Origin of the sequence: Paenibacillus aestuarii (genome assembly GCF_027789125.1) — a bacterium.
Classification (GTDB): Bacteria; Bacillota; Bacilli; order Paenibacillales; family NBRC-103111; genus Paenibacillus_E; species Paenibacillus_E aestuarii.
Window position 1 is genome coordinate 73,138 of record NZ_JAQFVF010000021.1, and the last position, 19,050, is coordinate 92,187.

The 19,050-nt window shown below is 52.3% G+C and carries 14 protein-coding genes; 2 read left to right on the forward strand and 12 right to left on the reverse strand.

Annotation, left to right across the window (positions count from 1 at the left end; all coding sequences use genetic code 11):
- Positions 1-23: 23 nt before the first annotated feature.
- The 7 genes from O9139_RS06855 to O9139_RS06885 form a co-directional block, all read right to left on the reverse strand.
- Complete coding sequence (locus tag O9139_RS06855) at positions 24-983, reverse strand: ABC transporter permease (RefSeq protein ID WP_270878718.1); 960 nt, start codon at positions 981-983, stop codon at positions 24-26.
- A 78-nt stretch (positions 984-1,061) separates the two neighbouring features.
- On the reverse strand, positions 1,062-2,330 hold the full coding sequence (locus O9139_RS06860) for a glucuronate isomerase (RefSeq protein ID WP_270878719.1): 1,269 nt from the start codon (positions 2,328-2,330) through the stop codon (positions 1,062-1,064).
- Between the two features lie 179 nt (positions 2,331-2,509).
- Positions 2,510-4,294, reverse strand: coding sequence for a glycoside hydrolase family 36 protein (locus O9139_RS06865; RefSeq protein WP_270878720.1), 1,785 nt, complete (start codon positions 4,292-4,294; stop codon positions 2,510-2,512).
- 13 nt (positions 4,295-4,307) lie between these two features.
- Complete coding sequence (locus O9139_RS06870) at positions 4,308-4,673, reverse strand: cupin domain-containing protein (RefSeq protein ID WP_270878721.1); 366 nt, start codon at positions 4,671-4,673, stop codon at positions 4,308-4,310.
- Positions 4,670-6,886, reverse strand: a complete 2,217-nt coding sequence (locus O9139_RS06875; protein WP_270878722.1) for an alpha-galactosidase — start codon at positions 6,884-6,886, stop codon at positions 4,670-4,672. The genes O9139_RS06870 and O9139_RS06875 overlap by 4 nt, the downstream gene beginning before the upstream one ends.
- 20 nt (positions 6,887-6,906) lie before the next feature.
- Complete coding sequence (locus O9139_RS06880) at positions 6,907-7,896, reverse strand: aldo/keto reductase (protein ID WP_270878723.1); 990 nt, start codon at positions 7,894-7,896, stop codon at positions 6,907-6,909.
- Positions 7,896-9,281, reverse strand: a complete 1,386-nt coding sequence (locus O9139_RS06885; protein ID WP_270878724.1) for a family 4 glycosyl hydrolase — start codon at positions 9,279-9,281, stop codon at positions 7,896-7,898. The genes O9139_RS06880 and O9139_RS06885 overlap by 1 nt, the downstream gene beginning before the upstream one ends.
- Before the next feature lie 399 nt (positions 9,282-9,680).
- Between O9139_RS06885 and O9139_RS06890 the strand changes: the two genes are divergently transcribed.
- The gene (locus O9139_RS06890; RefSeq protein WP_270878725.1) at positions 9,681-10,760 is read left to right on the forward strand and encodes an HD-GYP domain-containing protein; all 1,080 of its coding nucleotides are present in this window, start codon (positions 9,681-9,683) and stop codon (positions 10,758-10,760) included.
- Positions 10,761-10,830: 70 nt separating this feature from the next.
- On the opposite strand, the gene O9139_RS06895 is transcribed toward O9139_RS06890, so the two are convergent.
- The 5 genes from O9139_RS06895 to O9139_RS06915 form a co-directional block, all read right to left on the reverse strand.
- Positions 10,831-12,450, reverse strand: a complete 1,620-nt coding sequence (locus tag O9139_RS06895; protein ID WP_270878726.1) for a helix-turn-helix domain-containing protein — start codon at positions 12,448-12,450, stop codon at positions 10,831-10,833.
- On the reverse strand, positions 12,443-14,239 hold the full coding sequence (locus O9139_RS06900) for a cache domain-containing sensor histidine kinase (RefSeq protein ID WP_270878727.1): 1,797 nt from the start codon (positions 14,237-14,239) through the stop codon (positions 12,443-12,445). The genes O9139_RS06895 and O9139_RS06900 overlap by 8 nt, the downstream gene beginning before the upstream one ends.
- A 93-nt stretch (positions 14,240-14,332) precedes the next feature.
- A complete protein-coding gene (locus O9139_RS06905; protein WP_270878728.1) occupies positions 14,333-15,667 on the reverse strand; it encodes an ABC transporter substrate-binding protein in 1,335 nt (444 codons plus the stop codon).
- A 155-nt stretch (positions 15,668-15,822) separates the two neighbouring features.
- The gene (locus tag O9139_RS06910) at positions 15,823-16,653 is read right to left on the reverse strand and encodes a carbohydrate ABC transporter permease (RefSeq protein WP_270878729.1); all 831 of its coding nucleotides are present in this window, start codon (positions 16,651-16,653) and stop codon (positions 15,823-15,825) included.
- Between the two features lie 24 nt (positions 16,654-16,677).
- Positions 16,678-17,622: a carbohydrate ABC transporter permease gene (locus tag O9139_RS06915; protein ID WP_270878730.1), complete on the reverse strand. Its 945-nt coding sequence runs from the start codon at positions 17,620-17,622 to the stop codon at positions 16,678-16,680.
- A 228-nt stretch (positions 17,623-17,850) separates the two neighbouring features.
- Here O9139_RS06915 and O9139_RS06920 point away from each other — a divergent pair, with 228 nt between their 5' ends.
- Positions 17,851-18,972: a GNAT family N-acetyltransferase gene (locus O9139_RS06920; protein ID WP_270878731.1), complete on the forward strand. Its 1,122-nt coding sequence runs from the start codon at positions 17,851-17,853 to the stop codon at positions 18,970-18,972.
- The last annotated feature ends 78 nt before the right edge of the window (positions 18,973-19,050 follow it).

Genomic DNA, 19,050 nt, shown 5'->3' on the forward strand with positions numbered 1-19,050 from the left:
CGCTTCACCTCCGGGCCATGATGTTAGTACAGTCCTTGACCGGTCACTTTTTTACTGAACATATTGCTGGTCATAATCAAAATCAAGCCGACCACTGACTTGAACAGCCCGATTGCCGTCGTATAGCTGTACTGCCGATCGACTAGACCCGCCCTGTACACGTACGTATCGATGATCTCGCCATTCTCGCTGTTCAGTGGATTTAGGAACACGAACACCCGTTCAAAGCCAAAGTCGAGGAAGTTGCCGATGTGCAGCAGGAACAAAATAACGATGGTCGGCAAAATGCTCGGAATGGTGATCGACCACACCTGCCGGAACCGGCTGGCACCATCCATCTGTGCGGCTTCATATAAGTCAGGGTTGATGCCGGCAATGGCGGCTAGGTAAATAATTGTCCCCCAACCGCTGTCTTTCCAAACCCCTGAACTGATCAGAATGGACCGAATGTAGGTGTTTTCGCCAAGGAAATAAATCGGATCGACACCGAACAAGCCGATGATTTTATTGACAAGCCCTGTAGAGGGCGACAGCACGCCAACGACGATCCCGCCAACGATGACCCAGGAAAGAAAATGCGGCATATAAACGACGGTCTGTACGATCCGTTTGTACGCCATGACACGCAATTCGTTCAACAGCAGTGCCAAAATGATCGGAACCGGGAAGGCGAAAACCAGATCGTAGAGACCGATCAAGATCGTATTTTTTAAAATCGGAATAAACTCCGCATATTGAAAAATCCGTTTAAAATTGTCTAAGCCCACCCAAGGACTGCCAGTAATCCCTTTGAAAATGTTATAGTTCTGAAAAGCGATGACCGAGCCAAATAATGGGATGTATTTAAATATGACAAAGTAGATGATGCCTGGGATGGATATGAGATATATTGGCCAATATTTGCGTATAAACGCCCATTTTTGTCGTTGTGTCGCGAACTGGTACACCAGTGTATGATCGGATGGCTGAATTTTTGCGGCCATGCAATTCCTCCCCTTCTTTGCCTTCAGCTTGTTCTTCTTCATCTTACACGGGCTGCGGCTCGCTCAACATGGCGAAACTTACCCGAAGCTGTGTTTTTTTATGATAGCGACAGCGGATTGTGGCGTGCGATTCGACGATAAAAGACCGTATCGCTTCGCAGAGCTGCGGTATAGCCAATCCTCGGCGACTTGGAGCGCTACATCGCGATCGATCCAGCCAGCTGCCAGCTGATCCCACAGAAATTGGCCGAGCAACTTTTTGATCACCCAAATTTTCCCGTAACTCCATTCCATGCAGCGGGCATCCGACACGACGAGCGAGCTCTTCATTGCCGAGATGGCTTCGATCCGGTACTGCATCGAATCGCGATAGGTGCTTGCACGGAAGTTAAACCACCACATCCCGCCAACAGAGACGTTGGGGAAATTCCAGGCCGCCTGGACGACATCCAAATTGTTGAGCTCCGAGGCGACAACGAGCTCGAACGGGCAGGCGTACGTCTCAAATAAAGCCGTAAGCTTCAGCACGCGCGCTGGATCGTTCGCCGGAAAAGCTTCACCGCACCAGGAACGTTCCACGCCTAAGAAAAACTGGACGAGCAGCCCATGCTTCTCAGCAGCGGCACCAACGGCATGCAGCAACTCCATTAGCGCATCGTCTTTGGAGCAGCCAGGGGCCAGTTGCACCCGCCGATTGGCGCTGGACTCGTAGCGGGGCAGCGTCGTCATAACGCCGGGGCAGCCCTGCGCTTGATAGCCGCCGAGCAGCTCCTCGATCACGAGCGCCAGCTCCTGCAAGCGCTTCATCGGATGCGCCGAGGCGACAAGCTCGTTCACCCAGCCGCCCAACTTGCCGTCTATGCGAGGCATCAGAATGGCGCGCTCCCGGGTGCCCTGAAAGTCGGCATGCTCGGCATAATTGACTACAAAGCGCTTGACGTTCAGCCGATCTGCAATGTCCTGCGCCCGTGAGGGCGTTTGGCAAGCACTTTGCACCAAAGCGTCTGCCCTACGGATGGAGGCAGCATCGGTAATTTCAACGCCGAACAGCTCCTGCATCATTTGCGTAAATACGATATTCATCAGCGTGTTCCGCGTCCCGTGGTAGGCTTCCAAGAAGGCGTTAATCCGCTCCTCCTCAGGCAGCTCGGACGCCTTGGCGGGGTACCCCCCGGTTTGCAATTCACGATTCAGCCAAAAATAATCGGCAATTTCCCAAAAATTCCGGGCACAAAGCCGCTCCCCGACGAGATGCGTATGTGTGTCCAGAACAGGCAGCTGCATGATTTGTTCAAGAAAAGAGTCCCTTTCCTGACAGCTTTGCTTGTTGAACGTAGTATCCAGCATGTCAATATCCCTCCATAAGTCATTATCTGCGTATAGTTAGATGTTATCTCGCTTCGCTGGATCGTTCCATGGCTTAACTTTCATATCGTTGTGGTTTTTTACGATCGGGTATCATCGAAAAAGCCCCGTCAAGCACAGAGGGAAACAGCGGTACCTCCTAGCTTAACGGGGCCGATAGGTTACGGCATCCGCCGAAGATGAGCTGTGCCTGCTGCAGGAATGGGCAGCTTATGCAAGCCTGCTTTCAGCTCAATGACGGATTGGCTGACGGGATCACCACAGCATGTCTTGTACGCAATCTCCACCATGCCGAGCGGCTCGGCAACCTCGATCACCAGCCCGCTTTGCAAGCGTCCGTTGACGAGCGTCCACTCCTCGGCCTCGCTGGATGCGTGCAGCGGAACAACCGTATCGTAGTAGACCGCGATGAGCACCCGGCTGCCCAGGGAGGCGCGAACGAGCGGATAGAGCAGCTCTGGGTTCGCCGGCGCAAGTTCGCCTGCCAGCAAAATATCCCGGTTGTCGCGCCAAAACGCCAGCCAATACCGCAGCATGCGCAATTGTTCCTGAGGCAGCTTGGCGAGCAGAACGGATATTTGCGGGACGCCGAACAGCGAGTTGATCAGCTGCAAAGCCGCACTCTCCAGCGGATCCGACTCATGCCACATCATCATGTCCGAATGCGCTGCCGTCTGTCCGCAGATCAAGCGGATATCCAGTATACGTACGCGATTCTGGATGCTGTCGTTCGGACAGTCGGATGCGCGGAACATGTTGCCGTATTTACGCATGGCCGGGCCAATGTACGGCTGGCGGAATTCGACGAGAATGTCCGGCTTGATGGCACGCAGACGCAGGATTGAATCCGTCATGAGGCGGTCAACCGCCTCAGGGATCGAAGCTAGATCACGTCCAGGCGTAGTCGATGACGTTTGCAGTTCAGGCGAATAGAACGTATCGATAAAATCAAGCTTAAACCCGTCGAGGTTCCATTCCTTTACCGCTTGCTCATATTTTCCAATGATATAGTCTCTGACTTCCGGATATCTCGGGTCCAGTATACCGGCACCGTGGCCTTCATTAAAGCGCAGCAGCTTATCGGCAAACCGCTTCCAGGCTTGGCTATGTTTCCCGATATGCGGCACGGAATACCACAGCATCACTTTCATGCCAAGCTCGTGAATCGTCTCGACATGCGAGCGCATGTCGGGAAATTTCCCAGGCTCAGGCTCCCAGTCGCCGGTGTAGGCATAACCTCTGCGGTTATCCGCTGTCTGCCAGCCGTCATCAATGATGACCGCCTCCATGCCTAGCGACTTGGCGAGGCGGCACTCCTCTTCGATGAGCGCCGACGTCACATTTTGATGCATATTGTACCAAGTCGAATACATCGGGCTCAGAGCCGCTTCCGGCACATACGCTGCCGCATAGTGCGGCAGCGCATTCCACCAAGCTTGCACGCCTTGCAAAGCTTCATAATATGGAACGTCCCGGGTGTCCACCAATAGTGTACCATTGTATACTGTTAGTGGAGCCAACTCCTCCTTGAAGAGCTCCAGACGGCAATGAAACTCCGCCGTTTCCTCGCGAATCCCTCCGGCATAATGCACGGTATTCAGCGCATCCGAGAACGCAAAGGTCAGGCGGTTACGGGAAAGCGCATTGAATAGCGCGTACACCGGCGCTGAACTCGCTGCGTTGGCGCGCAGTGTACGCATCCAATCCGCCTTAAAGCTTTTATTGCGATCATGAGCCGGATGCCAACTGGCGTGAATATCTGCCGCCGGATGCACAAATTGCAGCGTCACATGCGGCGGCTCCTGCGCAGTCTCCGCTTTAAGCGCAATGTGAATCAGCGCGACGCCGGGCTGCTTCTGCTCTGCTGTCAAAGCAACCTGAAAGCGCTCATCCGGTACGGTTAATGTAAACAGATGCGACTCGGTTGTAACCGTCATGCTTTTCATAGGCGGGCTCCCTTCAGCTTGGCTGTTGATTTTTATGACGGTGATCCCCGCCATGCAGCCACAAGGTCACGACTGGATCATTGGCGTTGGAATTCAAATGATGGTCTTCCCCCGGCTCTACTATAATAATGTCGCCCACCGTAACCGGATGGTGTTCTCCATTTATTTGCATCGTTCCTGTTCCTTGCAAAATGACAAATGCTTCACAATCCGTATGCACATGATAATCCCGTCCATCGGGCCCATCGTTCGTATGACTGCGCTCACCTGGCTTAGCAAAGGCAAGTCCGCCAGTCGTCAAATTCGCTCCAGGCAGCCAAGCCCCCAGAAAGTGTCCCTTCGTTGTATCCGGCAATTCACTGATACGCAGCTTTTTCATCGGCTCACTCCCTCTTTTTTCAAACGCATGAATACGCTCTTAAAATCGCCCTTCCACACCGGCAGTTGCAGCCCGATTCCCATTAGTTCGTCACCGCCACAAACTTTGGATGCCTCTTCCGCATCCGCATCCCACACCTGATAGTCGGCGGTCTCATCCAGACCTCGTAACCGCAGCTTTCGCAGCGGAGGATTCGGCTCAGCCAGCACTTGAAAATAGGCGACCAACGCCTCCGAGCGGTCCTGTGAGAGGAACATCCATGCCGTCTCATTCCCTTCGAACGGGCTAAGCAGCCGATAGAGATCGCCAAATTGGATCAGGCTGCGCAGCTCTTTATAGAGCGTAATCTGCTGTTTAACAAGTTCGCGCTCCTGATCGGTAAAGCTCGTTAAATCGAGCTCATAGCCCAAATTGCCCGACATCGCCACATGCCCCCGCATCGCGAGCGACGTTGTGCGGTGCACTTGATGGTTCGGCACGGCTGATACATGCGCGCCCATGGAGCTGATTGGATATACAAGGCTTGTGCCGTATTGGATCTTTAGACGCTCCACCGCATCCGTATTATCGCTGGTCCATGTCTGCGGCATGTAGTAAAGCATGCCCGGATCGAACCGCCCGCCACCGCCGGAGCAGCTCTCGAACAGCACGTCCGGGAATGCCGACGTGATCCGCTCCAGCACCTCGTACAACCCCAGCATGTAGCGGTGGGCTGTTTCCCGCTGCCTGTCCCGGGTCAGGCCCGCCGAGCCGATCTCCGTCATATTGCGGTTCATGTCCCACTTCACGTAGGAGATCGGGCAGCTGCTCAATATCTCGCTCATCACGGTGACGATATAATCGCGCACGTCCTGCCGGGAAAAGTCGAGCACAAGCTGATGCCTGGCGAGCGTACGGCGGCGATCCGGCACATGCAAACACCAATCGGGATGCTTGCGGTATAGATCACTGTCCGGCGACACCATCTCCGGCTCGAACCACAGCCCGAATTGCAGCCCGAGCTTGCGCACGCGTTCCGCCAAATCAGGCAGCCCTAACGGCAGCTTCTTTCGGTCCACGAACCAGTCGCCAAGCGAGCTGCGATCGTTGTCCCGCCGGCCGAACCAGCCGTCATCGAGCACGAATAGCTCCAAGCCGAGCGCCTGCCCCGCTTGGGCGATGTCCTCGATTCGATCGGCCGTGAATTGGAAATACGTCGCTTCCCAATTGTTAATGAGAATCGGTCGCGATTGGTCGCGATAGCTGCCCCGGCACAGGCGCGTGCGGTATAAGCGATGATAGGTACGCGACATCTGTCCGATGCCTTCCGAGGCATACACGAGCACGGCCTCCGGCGCTTGAAACGACTCGCCGGCTTCCAGCAGCCAAGCAAAGTCAAACGGGTTGATGCCCATCACAACACGCGTTGTGCCATAAGGATCGATTTCCGCTTGGGCGATAAAATTACCGCTGTACACGAGGCTGAAGCCATACGCCTCGCCATGCTCTTCATCGGCATCTGGGGACAGCAGCGCCAAGAACGGGTTCAATGAATGGCTGCTGGCCCCTCGGCGGCTTTCGATGACCGACCCGCCAGTTGTCAACGGGCGGCGTTCCACATAGCGCTCTCTGGCCCAACTGCCAGAGAGATGCAGAGCATCGAACTTCGCATGCGGAAGGTCGATGCCCATGCTTAATGCGCGCAGCAGCCGCATCGGCTGTCCGCTTGCATTCACATAGCGCACGGATCTGGCGACCGCATCGAAGTCGCGAAAAACGGTATAGGTCAGCACCACTTTCAGACCAATCAACGGATCGTGGAGGACAATATCGAGACTCTCCGCCTCGTCCTCCGCTTCCGCATAGGTGGAAGGCAAGCCTTCTAGCCTGGATTTGCCCGGGTAAATCCGATGGGACTCATAGACCGGCTCACTCACGGTGGAACCGTTGTCCAGCTGCACTTGATACGCCGGGACGCGAAAATCGCTGCTGCCATAGGCAGGCATCTCTTGCGGAAGCGTGTCCAGCGACAGCGACAACTCATCCGGCTCTGTTGATGGCGAGAACGAGCACCGGCGTCGCAATGCCAGCGTATCAGACAGCCCCGTTCCTCTTACTCGGCGGCCCCAGTGGACATGCGCAGCATATTTTCCTTGGACAAGCTGAATGACGTAGCTGGCGGATTTCGTTTGCAGATGAAAAAGCTGGTTAACAGCATCATATTGAATCATCATCTTGATCCTCCTCAGATCAGCTAGCTCAAAATTCGCTCAATCGCAGCAAGCTCTTCCTGCGTGAAATCAAGCTGCTTCGTTGCACCGATAATATCGTCAAGTTGCTGCTCCTTGCTGACGCCGATCAAGGCCGACGTCACGCGCCCTTGGCGCAGCACCCACGCAACCGCCATTTGCGCAAGACTTTGCCCGCGCTCCTTGGCCAACTGGTTGAGCTGACGGGATTTTGCAAGCTTTGCTTCCGTAATATCTTCACGATTGAGAAAAACGCTGGTGCCCGCCGCCCGGGAATCCGCCGGAATGGACTCCAGATACCTGTCGGAAAGCAGCCCTCTAGCCAAAGGACTGTAGGCGATAGACCCAACGCCTTCCTCTTCCAGCACTTGCTGAAGCCCTTGCTCCAACCGTCTTTCGTACATTGAATAATGGACTTGATGAATGAGGCAAGGCGTTCCTAATCGTTGTAAAATCGTAATCGCTTCCCTACTCTGCTCCGGCCCATAGTTCGAGATGCCTACATATAAAGCCTTTCCCTGCCGGACGGCTTGGTCCAGCGCTCCCATCGTCTCCTCTAAGGGCGTGTCGCTATCGTAGCGATGCGAGTAAAAGATATCGACATATTCCAGCCCCAGTCTTTTCAAGCTTTGGTCAAGGCTGGCCAGCATGCTTTTGCGCGAGCCACGCTCACCATACGGCCCCGGTCCCATGCGATAGCCCGCTTTGGTCGAAATGATCAACTCATCCCGGTATGGAGCAAGGTCTGTACGCAAAATACGGCCAAATGTTTCCTCCGCCGACCCTGGCGGGGGGCCGTAATTATTGGCCAGATCGAAGTGCGTGATGCCCTGATCGAACGCTCTGCGCACCATGCGGGCACCTTGCTCGAAAGTATCTACGCCGCCAAAGTTGTGCCACAGGCCTAGCGAAATTGCCGGCAGCTTCAAACCGCTGCGGCCGGTTTTGTTGTATGGCATCGAATCATACCGTTGCTCGCTTGCTGAGTAAACCATCAGATGTCCCATCCTTTCAAATACGTTTTCGTTTTGCTCAGCATGCTTGCGAACAACGCTTCAGCCTCATTCACGTCGATGGCTACTAGCGGATCCTGCACAAACGCGCGGAACGCCAGCGATTTGTCACGGTTGAGCGCCGCCTGCAAAATCGTCTCTTGATTCAACACATGTCGAAGCACAAGGTTGTTGACATCGACGGGAAGCGCGCCGGCATGTACAGGGCGCAGGCTGTTCCCGGAGAAGACGGCGTTCGTCTCGACGACGGCGCCGAGCGGCACGCCTTGCATCTGGCCGACGTTCGGCAAGTTCACGTTGGTGACGAAAGTTTGTAAGCCGATCAATCCTTTAAGCTGCCTCACTTCCTCCTCGCCGGAAGCTTTCAAAGGCAGCTTGGTCTGGCCACTGACGAGTTTGCGGTAGAACGACTCAGCATCCGCTTGTTTGGCGACCCTGCTGGGGACAGTTGTCAGCCCAAACTTCCACGCTTGCACCGTTTCCGGGTCTTTCACATACCATGGCGGCATGAATTCTGCCAAGTGCCGGTCTCCGGCGGCAGCGATCAGTCCGTATCGGCGGAAAAGGTCAAATTTCACACGGTTGGCGGCTGTGTATGTATTGGTTTTCCAAGCATCTTTATTGTGCTCAAAGCCTTCTTCGTAGTATTTGTCAACAAAACGACGGTATAGCGGAAATAAATCCATATTTTGGTAGGTCGCTTGGTTCAGCCATGTAAAATGATTGATCCCCAGCACATTGACGCGTATATCGTCACGCTGCACGCCCTCAATGCCTTCCATGTCGCGTAGCATGCGAATCAGCAAGTTCTGTGTGCCAAAAATTTCGTGGCAGCAGCCGAATGCTTTGATTTTTGGGAAAATTTCGTACAGCGTTCTCGTGCACAAGGTCATCGGATTCGTGTAATTGAACACCCACGCATCCGGCGCCCAGCGTTCAATCGCTTCAGCGAATTCCACGTACATCGGGATGCTGCGGAGCGCCCGCACGAGCCCTCCCGGTCCGGTCGTATCTCCCACCGGCTGGTAGATGCCGTATTGCTCCGGCTCATGCACGTCAATGTGCATCTCGGCAAACGTGCCGGGCAAGATGGAGATAAACACAAAGTCGCAGCCCGTCAGCGCTTCCTGCAGTGTCTCGTAGGCGTGATACGTCCATCGGGACTTCGTTTCGGCGTAATCCGAGACGGAGTTACCCAGCTTCTCATTCATTTTTGCCTTCGCATAATCAACATCATAAAGGCGAACCGTTCCAGACAGCTCCTCGTCCAAGGCTAAATCAGCGATCAGATTTTTGGCCCAGTACATGGAGCCGCCGCCAATGTAAGCAATTTGGACTTCGCTCACTTTCCCATTCGCAAACTTCATAAGGCCCCTCCTCCAGTCAAAGTCCCTTTCAGTATAAGGAGCGAGGTCCGGGAGCGGTATGGCAAAACTTCTGGCGAGGCTGTGATTTTTTATGGCAACCCCCGCTTGGGAGGGGCACCGCACGGATAGCACCCGCCAGGGCCGCATTAACGGAACTGGAGTTCCGTTAATGGCTCGGCGAGGGCGTGATTGCGGCGATTAGCGGTAGGCGGCTTCCGCTATTGGCGCCGCAGCGCGCGCGAGCACACAAAAATCAAACATTTTCCAAGAGAGTACGCATCCCTTTTTGGTTGATTTTGTTGTAGAATGTAGAAAGCTGCGAATAAGAGTTCAAATGCTCAGGCTTGAGCCGTTCTGAACATTTGAGTACGCGGAACAAGAGAGAGGTTGTTGTCATCAATGAGGCTTGTACATACCAGTCAACTTCGATCCGGACTCGTCGTGGCCCGGCCCGTTTATAATGAGAATGGCAGTGTGCTGTTGGGACGTGGGGTTGCATTGACGGATCGGATGATCGAGCGGCTGAGAGGCTACGGAATCGTCCATCTATACATAGAAGACAGGGCTACGGAAGGCATTCAGCCTGAGGATGTCATCACGGAGCGAACACGAAATTTTGCCATCACGACGGTCTACGATACGATGACCAAAATGATGAGTGATACGAGAAGGAGCAACAAGCAGGCCATCTTCCCCTATCAACTAAGCAAACAGTTTAAAGATATTATCCAGATGATCCTGGATGAACTGAACGGCAATTCGCTGGCGATGTTAAGTTTATCCAATATTTTTTCCAAAGATTCGTACTTATATCATCACTCGGTGAATGTAGCGATTACCTGCATTACGATGGGCATATCGCTTGGCCTGAATAAACCGCAGCTCATTGATCTCGGCATCGGCGCTATTCTGCATGATATCGGGAAGGTCAGTATTCCCTTATCGATTCTGAATAAACCCGGCAAGCTGACGCCGGAGGAATGGGAGCTGATGCTGCAGCATCCGATGCTGGGCTTCGATATTTTACGCAAAAGTGATGATATTTCCCTGCTTTCCGCGCATGTTGCCTTGCAGCATCACGAAAAAGAGGACGGCAGCGGCTACCCCCGCCAGCTGGTGGGAGATCAGATGCATTTGTACGGGAAAATTGCTGCAATCGCTGATGTCTATGAAGCTTTGACAGCGCAGCGCTCCTATAAACCGGCGCTTCCCCCGCATGAAGCTGTCGAATACATTATGGGGAACGGCGGCAGACATTTTAACTACGATCTAGTCAAACTGTTCTGCAAACATATGTCCCCTTATCCGATTGGAGCGACCGTTCAGCTGTCGTCCGGTGAAAGAGGCGTCGTCTCCCAGGTGAACCCGACGAACCCGCTCCGCCCGCTGCTCCGCATCATTGAGAATGCCGGACAGGAGACGTTGGCATCCCCGTATGAGCTGGATCTGTCCGTTCACTTGACCGCGCAAATCGTCTAAACCAACCCAAAATCCCAACGTAAAAAAGGGCTTGTTTTGAGAATCATTTCTCAAGCAAAGCCCTTTTTCATTACCCTTTGGTCGTCGAACGAAAAGCCGTTGGCACGCTGCCTGTATACGTTTTGAACAGCTTGCTAAAATAGTTCTTATTGTCGTACCCGAGCATTTCCGCAATCTCCTCAATCGTCCTATCGCTGATCTCGAGCAGCTCCTTCGCCTTCTCCATCTTCATCCGGGTGACATATTCAATGAAGTTCTCACCCGTTTCCCGCTTGAACAGCCGGCTTAAATAGCTTGGATTCAGGTGCAGGTGAGCGGCTGCATCTTCCAGCGAAATTTTGCGGTCCAAGTGGTTGTACACATAGCGCTGGCATTCCATAATCTCGCGGTTATGGGACTCCCTGTACACTTGTCCCGTCCACTGAATCGCCTGCTTGAGATACGCTTTCCACCAAAGCTCCAGCTCGCGCAAGGACGTCAGCTCCAACACATCGTGATGCAGCAGCTCCGAGGAAAAGGTCGATTGATAATGCTGCAGAGACTTCAGGCGCAGGCGCACATCGAGAATCATTTTCAGCAGCCATTCCTTCACTTCAATCGGACGGAAGCGGTGGTATTGAATGAAGTCGATCCAGCGGGATACGAAGGCATCGATACTGTCCTCGCGCTCTTCAAAGACGGTGCGGCGGAAGTCCTCCAAGGCCGTCATATATTGCGCCAGCAGCAAGTCGCCATCGCCGAATTCGGCCCGCATATACTCCAGCTTCGTCACGGACAACTCCGGCAAGTAAAAGCGTTCATCACGCGACTCTGTCAGGCGGATTAATTGGTCTTTCAGCGCTCGCGCATCTTTGGCCGGAGCCCCCATAATAAAGGAGAACGACACCTTGGCATAGCGTGATAGGCAATCCTGAACTTGCCGCAGCGTCTGCTCGACTTTCTGGCTGTTGTTCATATGAAGCTGCGAATAGTGCGGGAACAACAGCACAATTTCTCCGGCATCAAAAGTAAACAGCTCCGGCTCCTTGAGGCCGGCGAACAGCTCTTCCAAAATATTTTCGATCGTGTACATAAAAAGGTCCTTCGTCTGGAAGCGATTTGCAGCCTCCTTGCCGCGATTGGCATAGCCGAACGCCGGCAGAACCGCCTGCTTGCCGAGCTGAATGCCGAACGCCTCCGCCTTGCGGTTCCATTCGGCCTGATCGAGCAGAGGCTCGCTGACCGTGCTGCGGATAAACTGCCGCTTCGTCGTGCTGCGGTTTTTAGCCACTTCGCGCTCCAGCATACGGCTTTTGGACACAGCCCCAGCCTCTGAATCCAGCTGCTCCTTCAAACGGGCAAGGATCTCCGAAATGTTCGAAGCATCCATCGTCTCCTTCAACAAATACTCGCTCACCGCCAGCTTCACAGCTGCCTGCGCATATTGGAAATCGTCATGGCAGGAAAGGATGACCGCCTTCATCTTCGGATGCTCCTTCATGACGCCGCGGATCAAATCGATCCCGTTCATACCCGGCATGCCGATATCGGTGATCAGCACATCCGCGTTCATCTGCTGTGCAGCGGCGAGCGCTTCAAGCGGATCTTGATAGGCACCCGCCAATTGGAAACCCAGTTCCTCCCAACGAATGGCAGCGGACAAAAATTCAAGCACCGGTAAATCATCATCCACTATAACGACGCTATACATCTTGTTCCGCCTTTCCAGCCTTCCCAGGGAAACGCAGCACAATCTGTGTCCCTTGATCTGGCCAACTTTCTATCATGTAATCAAAGTTTATTCCATATATTAAGCGCAGCCGCTCAAACACATTATGGATCCCGATCCCCGATAAGGCACCGCTTTCGGTTGCGGAAGGTTTGCCGGTCGTCTGCTCGAGATGCGCCAGCAATTGTTCCAGCCGCTCGTGGGACATGCCGACGCCATTGTCGCGGATGACAATCTGCAGACGGCCGTCTTCGAGACGGCGCGAGGAGATCGTAATCTCGCCGGATTTGCTTTTTAAGCCGTGAATATAGGCATTCTCAATCAACGGCTGCAGGACGAAGCGCGGCACCTCCATCAACAACGTATCGGAGGCGGCCTGAATTTGCAACAGCACTCTATCGCCGTGACGCGAGTTTAATAACCGCACATAATGCTCCAAAATGCCGCACTCTTCATGAAGCGTGATAAATTCATTGTTGCGATTAATCGTCATTCGCAGCAGCGAAGACAGCGAACTGATCAACTCAGCGTTGTCCTTATCGCCTTTCATCATGATCTTGAGCCGGATCGAATTGAGCACATTGAATAAAAAATGCGGGTTGATTTGCGCCTGCAGCATCGCCAATTCCGCTTTGCGCTTCAGCTCCTGCTCACGGCGGTTCTCGGCCAGCATTTCCTGAATCCGCTCGATCATCCGGTCAAACACATATCCGAGCCGCCCGACCTCATCGTTCCCGCTCAGATTGGAACGCTCGCTGAGCTGCCCGGACTCAATGCGCACCACGGTCTGGACAAGCTTCGCGATCGGTTTGGTAAGCGTTCGCACCATATACATCAAAATGACCGCGAACAAGATCAGGAACAGCAGATGAATGTAAAACTCCGTCTGCCGGAAAGAATTGATTTTTTGCGCGGCCTTCTTATACGGGCTCATGCTGACAAGGCGCCACTCCGGCGTAATCGAATCGCTGAGCACGATGTATTCCTCGCCCTGCACTTTCTGAAATGAGACACCGTTATCCTGCGGCAGCTGGTCGTGATAAGGAAATATTTGACCGACCGTCGAATAATCCTTATCCACCAGGATGCGGCCTTCACGATCGATAATCACCATCGATTCATTCGCTTTGTACAAATCAAACAGCTCCTGAATCGCGTCCATTTCCAAGCTGACCACGACATAGCCGTAGGTCGCCGAGTTCGTGCGCAGCGGTTTGGCCGACGTCAACAAGTAAGGCTTGCCCAGCAGCGCTTGGTCGTAATTGGGTTCCGCTCCGACCCACTTGATATTATACCCCGCAACTTTATCCAAGTCCGGGAACCACGGCTTTTGGAAAAAACTGGTCGGATCAAAAGCAAACGTCGTATACGACGCCACATACTGCTTATTCGGCAGCAGCACGGTCACATAATAGTGCCCTAACGAATTAATCACCGTGTCCAGCCGTTTGGATATGACATTCCGGTAGGTCAGCACATCGCCTGGACTCGCCGAGTCCCCAAGTTTCCCCAGCTCCCGAATGGACAGCTGCAAATCTTCATCGAACTGGACGAAGTTCATGATGTACACCATATTTTTGATTTGGCCTGCTACGTATTGGTTCACGATCCGCATCGCTTCCTGCGAGCTCTCCGTCACTTGGGCGCGAACCGCATCCCGCGTCAGCAAGCTCGAAACATTCATCGATACGAATGATGGCAAAACGAGACATACCAAAATCGTCAGCACCAGTTTATTGCGAAGCGATAATCCTTTAATCCAGCCTGGCACGGATGCCGCCGCCTTCCCATCTCGAATGAAAAAAAGAGGAGGACCGCAGCCCCCTCTTTTCATTATAGCAAGCCTTCAAGCGAATGCTCAAACTTATTTGCCGGACTTCTTGATGTCTTCCATCTTCGTTGTCGCTGTAGTGATCGTTTTGTTCAAGTCTTGCTTGCCTGTCAAGAACAGCTCCACTTGATCCAGGTACGCTTTTTCTTGTTGCAGAGCGTAAGTTGGAGGTACGATCATTTTCGCTGCTTTGTTTACTTTTTCTGTAGCCAGCAAGGAATCTTTATCGATCAGCGCCGTAACTTCCGGTTTGCCCGCTTTGAGGATCGCTTCGATGTTCGCGTTGATGTCGGCTTTCTTCCAACCGGACATGAACAGACCTTGTGTCATGATACCTTCTGTTGTATACCATCTTACGAAGTCATAAGCTTCTTGCTTATGCTTGGAAGAGGCTGCAACACCGATGAAGTCAGAACCGGCGGATGTGTAGCCGTTTTCGTCTTTTGCATCGTATTTTGGATAAGGCGCAAATGCCGTTTTAAATTTACCGTTCAGCACGAGCTCGCCGATCATCCAGTCGCCAGTAGCAAGCATCGCTGTTTTACCCGCATAGAAGACGTCGCGGTAAGCCATTTTTTGCGAAACGACATCGAAGTATGGAACGGACGTTTTATCTACATTTTCCATTTTGTTACGCAGGTCAAGGGAGAACTTGACTTTGTCGTTATTGATGTTAGGCGTTCCGTCCGGTGTTGCCAAGTAAGGGTTATCCTTATCGTTCATCAGCGCCAGCAGGCCGTATTCTTTCCAGTTGTGGAAGTAGGAGCCGTATGTTTTGTTAGCGCCTTCGCCTTTGGTCAGCTTTTTCGCATATTCCGCGTAGTCGTTCCAAGTCCAGTCTGTCGGTACAGGCAGTTTCGCTTCGTCCAGCTTATCTTTGTTCAGCATGACGAACCATTGCGCCGTTTTACCTGGCAGAGAGTAGTTTTTGCCGTTGACGGATTGGTCGACTTTGTACTCATCCTTCACAACGACGCCATCTTTTTTCAAATAGTCATCCAGCGGCTCCAAAATGCCTGCGCCTACACGCTGTGCGAAGTCAGCCGGGCTGGAGTACATAACAACGTCCATTTGCTCTCCGGAAGCTGCGAGCAAGTCTAACTTTTTCATGCCTTCTTGGGAATCGCCCTTCTCGGACATGCCTTCGTAAACGACTTTCACGTTTGGATGCGTTTTGTTGTAAGCCTCAACGGTTTTATTCCAGTTACCTTGAGCTTCTGTATACCAGCCTTGTACCTTAATCGTAATCGGCTCTTTAGATCCAGCCGTTGCTGCTGCTCCTCCACTCGCAGCCGGTGCGGAACCGGAATTGCTGCTGCAGCCAGCCAGGGAAGCCGCGGTCAAAACGATAAGCAAACTCTTTTTCATGTGAACCCCTCCGTATACTAGTTGTAAGTGTTCGTTTCTGAAATTTCTGAAACCCTTTACATTCCCGATGATAGCAAATTATGACTAAGGAATAGAGCAATTATTTTGACTTGCTTGAATCAAATTTTGACTTTTTGCTGCAAAATGCGTCTTTCTTAGCCTTTTACGCCGCCCATCGAAATCCCTTCGATAACTTGCTTCTGACCGATAATGAAGATGATCAGCAGCGGCACAATCGCAAGCACGGAGCCAGCCATGATCAGCGCGTACAGATCGCCGTTCAGCGTGGCAAAAGAGCGGATGCCCAATTGAATCGTGAATAAGTCTTTCGTCCGCAAGAAGATCAGCGGATTCTGATAATCGTTCCACGTCCAGATAAACCGCAGAATCGCATAAGTGGCAATCGCCGGTTTTACAAGCGGTGTACAGATCGTGAAGAAAATACGGAAGTAGCCGGCGCCGTCGATTTTGGCGGATTCGATGTACTCATCGTGGATCCCCATATAAAATTGGCGCAGCATGAACGTTCCGAGTACACTGAAGGACCCCAGCAGAATCAAGCCTAAATGCGTATCGTACAAGCCCATGGAGCGAAGCAGCAAAAATTGTGGAACAAGAATAGCTTGTCCGGGAATCATATAAATAGCAAGCACGATAATGAACAACACGTTGCGGCCGCGGAATTTCACTTTGGCGAAAGCGTAAGCCGCCATCGAGGACAGCAGCACGGAAAGCCCCGTTGTCAGCAGCGTAACTTTAATGGAGTTCCAGTAGAACAATGGAAATTTCGTTGTCGTCCAAACCGTTGTATAGTTCTCAATGGCGTTCCAGTGCTTCGGGATCCATTCGATCGGATAATTAAAGACATCCACTTCCGGCTTCATGGAAGCCGAGATCATCCATATAAACGGTGACATGAAGAGCAGACCAATGACCAGCATAATTACCGTTAAAATCGTCTTTTTCAAACCATTCCACTTATCCATCGTTCAAGCCTCCTGATCGTTTTCTTAGTAAGTAACCCATTTGCGTTGGCCGAACCATTGAACCAGCGTAACGAGGAGTACGAAGAACAACAGGACGATCGACATTGAGGAAGCGTAACCGGAATCGAGGTTCACGAATGCGGTTTCGTACAGCCTGTACACAACGACAGTTGTCGAGTTCGCCGGACCGCCGCCGGTAAGAACAGCGATAATATCAAATACTTTGAACGTTCCGATGATGCCGGTAACTAGCAGGAAGAACGTTGTTGGCGACAAGAGCGGAATTGTAATCGACACGAGCTGCTTCCACTTCGAAGCGCCGTCAATATCCGCGGCTTCATATAAATCCTTAGGGATCGACTGCAAGCCAGCCATGAAAATAATCATGTTATAACCGATGCTGACCCACACCATCAGCCCCATCACGCAGTACAAGGCAACGTCCGGATCGGCAATCCATTTCGGCGGGTTCGCCATGCCAAGCGCTTGCAGCGTCTGGTTAATCGGACCGTAGCTTGGATGAAACAACACTTGGAACACGATCGCTACAGCGACGATACTCGAGATATAAGGAATAAAGTAAATGACTTTAAACACACTTTTAAAATAAATCTTCTTATCGATGACAACAGCCAAGAGTAGCGACAAAATGAGCGTAATCGGTACGACAATAATTAAGATGAGGTTATTGCCAATCGATTTGATAAAGATATCATCATGCAGCAGCCGGGCAAAATTATCGAATCCCACAAACTTCGTCTTAGAGAAGCCCGCTACGAAATTCCAGTTCGTGAAGCTTAGGAAGAAAGAAGCCAGGATCGGAAATAAGGTAAAGACGAAAAGCCCGATCACCATGGGACCGACAAACGTATATCCGGCCAAATCCTCTTTCCATTGTGTAGAGCGCTTGCGGCGTTTATAGGCTGCATTTGGTTCAACGTTGGTTAGCGTTTGAGCTTTTTGTGACATGAACTTCACCCCATGAAGTAGTTTTCTATAGTCTACCTTCCTTCAGATGAAAAAGTAAGAAAATATATTGACCCTTTCGTAAAAAGTTTTGACAATACGTGCGGATGTTTCGTTATGGAGGAAAATTTTAGGGGAAAATTCACTCACGTTTATTGACAGCATGCGATGTGGATCATATACTGAAATTAAACATACCGACCGTCGGTCGCTAAAAGAGGTGCAAGTATCATGTCCGCTAAACGCTATATTGTGTTCAGTCTCCTGATTAACGGAATAATCCCCTGGCTTTTGTACGTAGTTTTAGCTCATTTTATGACCAGCATCCTTGCGCTAACCATCGCGACACTCGTCCCACTGGCCGATAATCTAGTTCATTTATGGAAGCATCGGAAGCTTGATGCCCTAGGCTCGCTCATGCTGTTCACTTTCGTGCTGACGCTCATACTCGCCATGCTGGGCGGCAGCGAAAAGCTTTTGCTGATCAGGGAGTCGCTGATTACGGGTTCCGTCGGGCTGATTTTTCTCGGATCGCTGCTGTTTCGCCGGCCTTTGATGTTCTATCTCGCCCAAAGATTTGTGCCGGGTACGGCTTTCGAGGACAATCTCAACTACCCCTATTTCCTCACTGTGCTGCGGCTTATGAGTTTAGGATGGGGGTTGATTCTCTTAAGTGAATCCGTCGTTCGCGTCTACCTCGTGTTCCAATTGTCGACAGCTCAATTCCTTGCGGTCTCTAATGTCGTCTTGTATGGATTTATCGGCGCGGCTATCTTGTGGACGGTGTGGTACCGGAGGAGATCTGCGAAGCGGCTAGCAGCGATCAAATTACGCGCGGCAGAGGAGTCAATTGGCGACATCGTTGTCCTCCGGCCGGAGCATCTGCCTGAGGCGCTCGACTTATACCGGACTGTCACCGACCGCCTGCGTCAGCAAGGCATCCATCAATGGGACCGTTATTATCCGAACCGGTTCGTTATCAAACAGGATATCGCCCATGGCTGCTTATACGGCCTTCGCGGTCAGGGCCGGATTATTGCCGCGGTCGCCGTGAACCGCCAGCAGAGTGACAAGTATGCTGGCATTCACTGGAGCGATGTGCAGGGCAATCCTGCCATTATTCACCGGCTGGCCGTTCACCCTTCCGCCCAAGGCAAGGGCATCGGCAAGCAGCTGCTCGAATTTGCGGAAAGCCATGCCCGCAACAAAGGCTATACCAGTGTAAGATTGGACGTCTATTCCGCCAATCCGAGCGCGGTCAGCATGTATGAACGCTACGGGTACACGCATAAGGGCGAAATTCAGTTTCCGTTCCGTAAGGCGCCTTATTTTTGCATGGAAAAGGTGTGGTGAGGGGGCGGCGCGATTGACGATTTCGCCAATGCAATGAGCAAAAACAAAAAAGGCCGCCCGACGGCGGTTTGACCATCG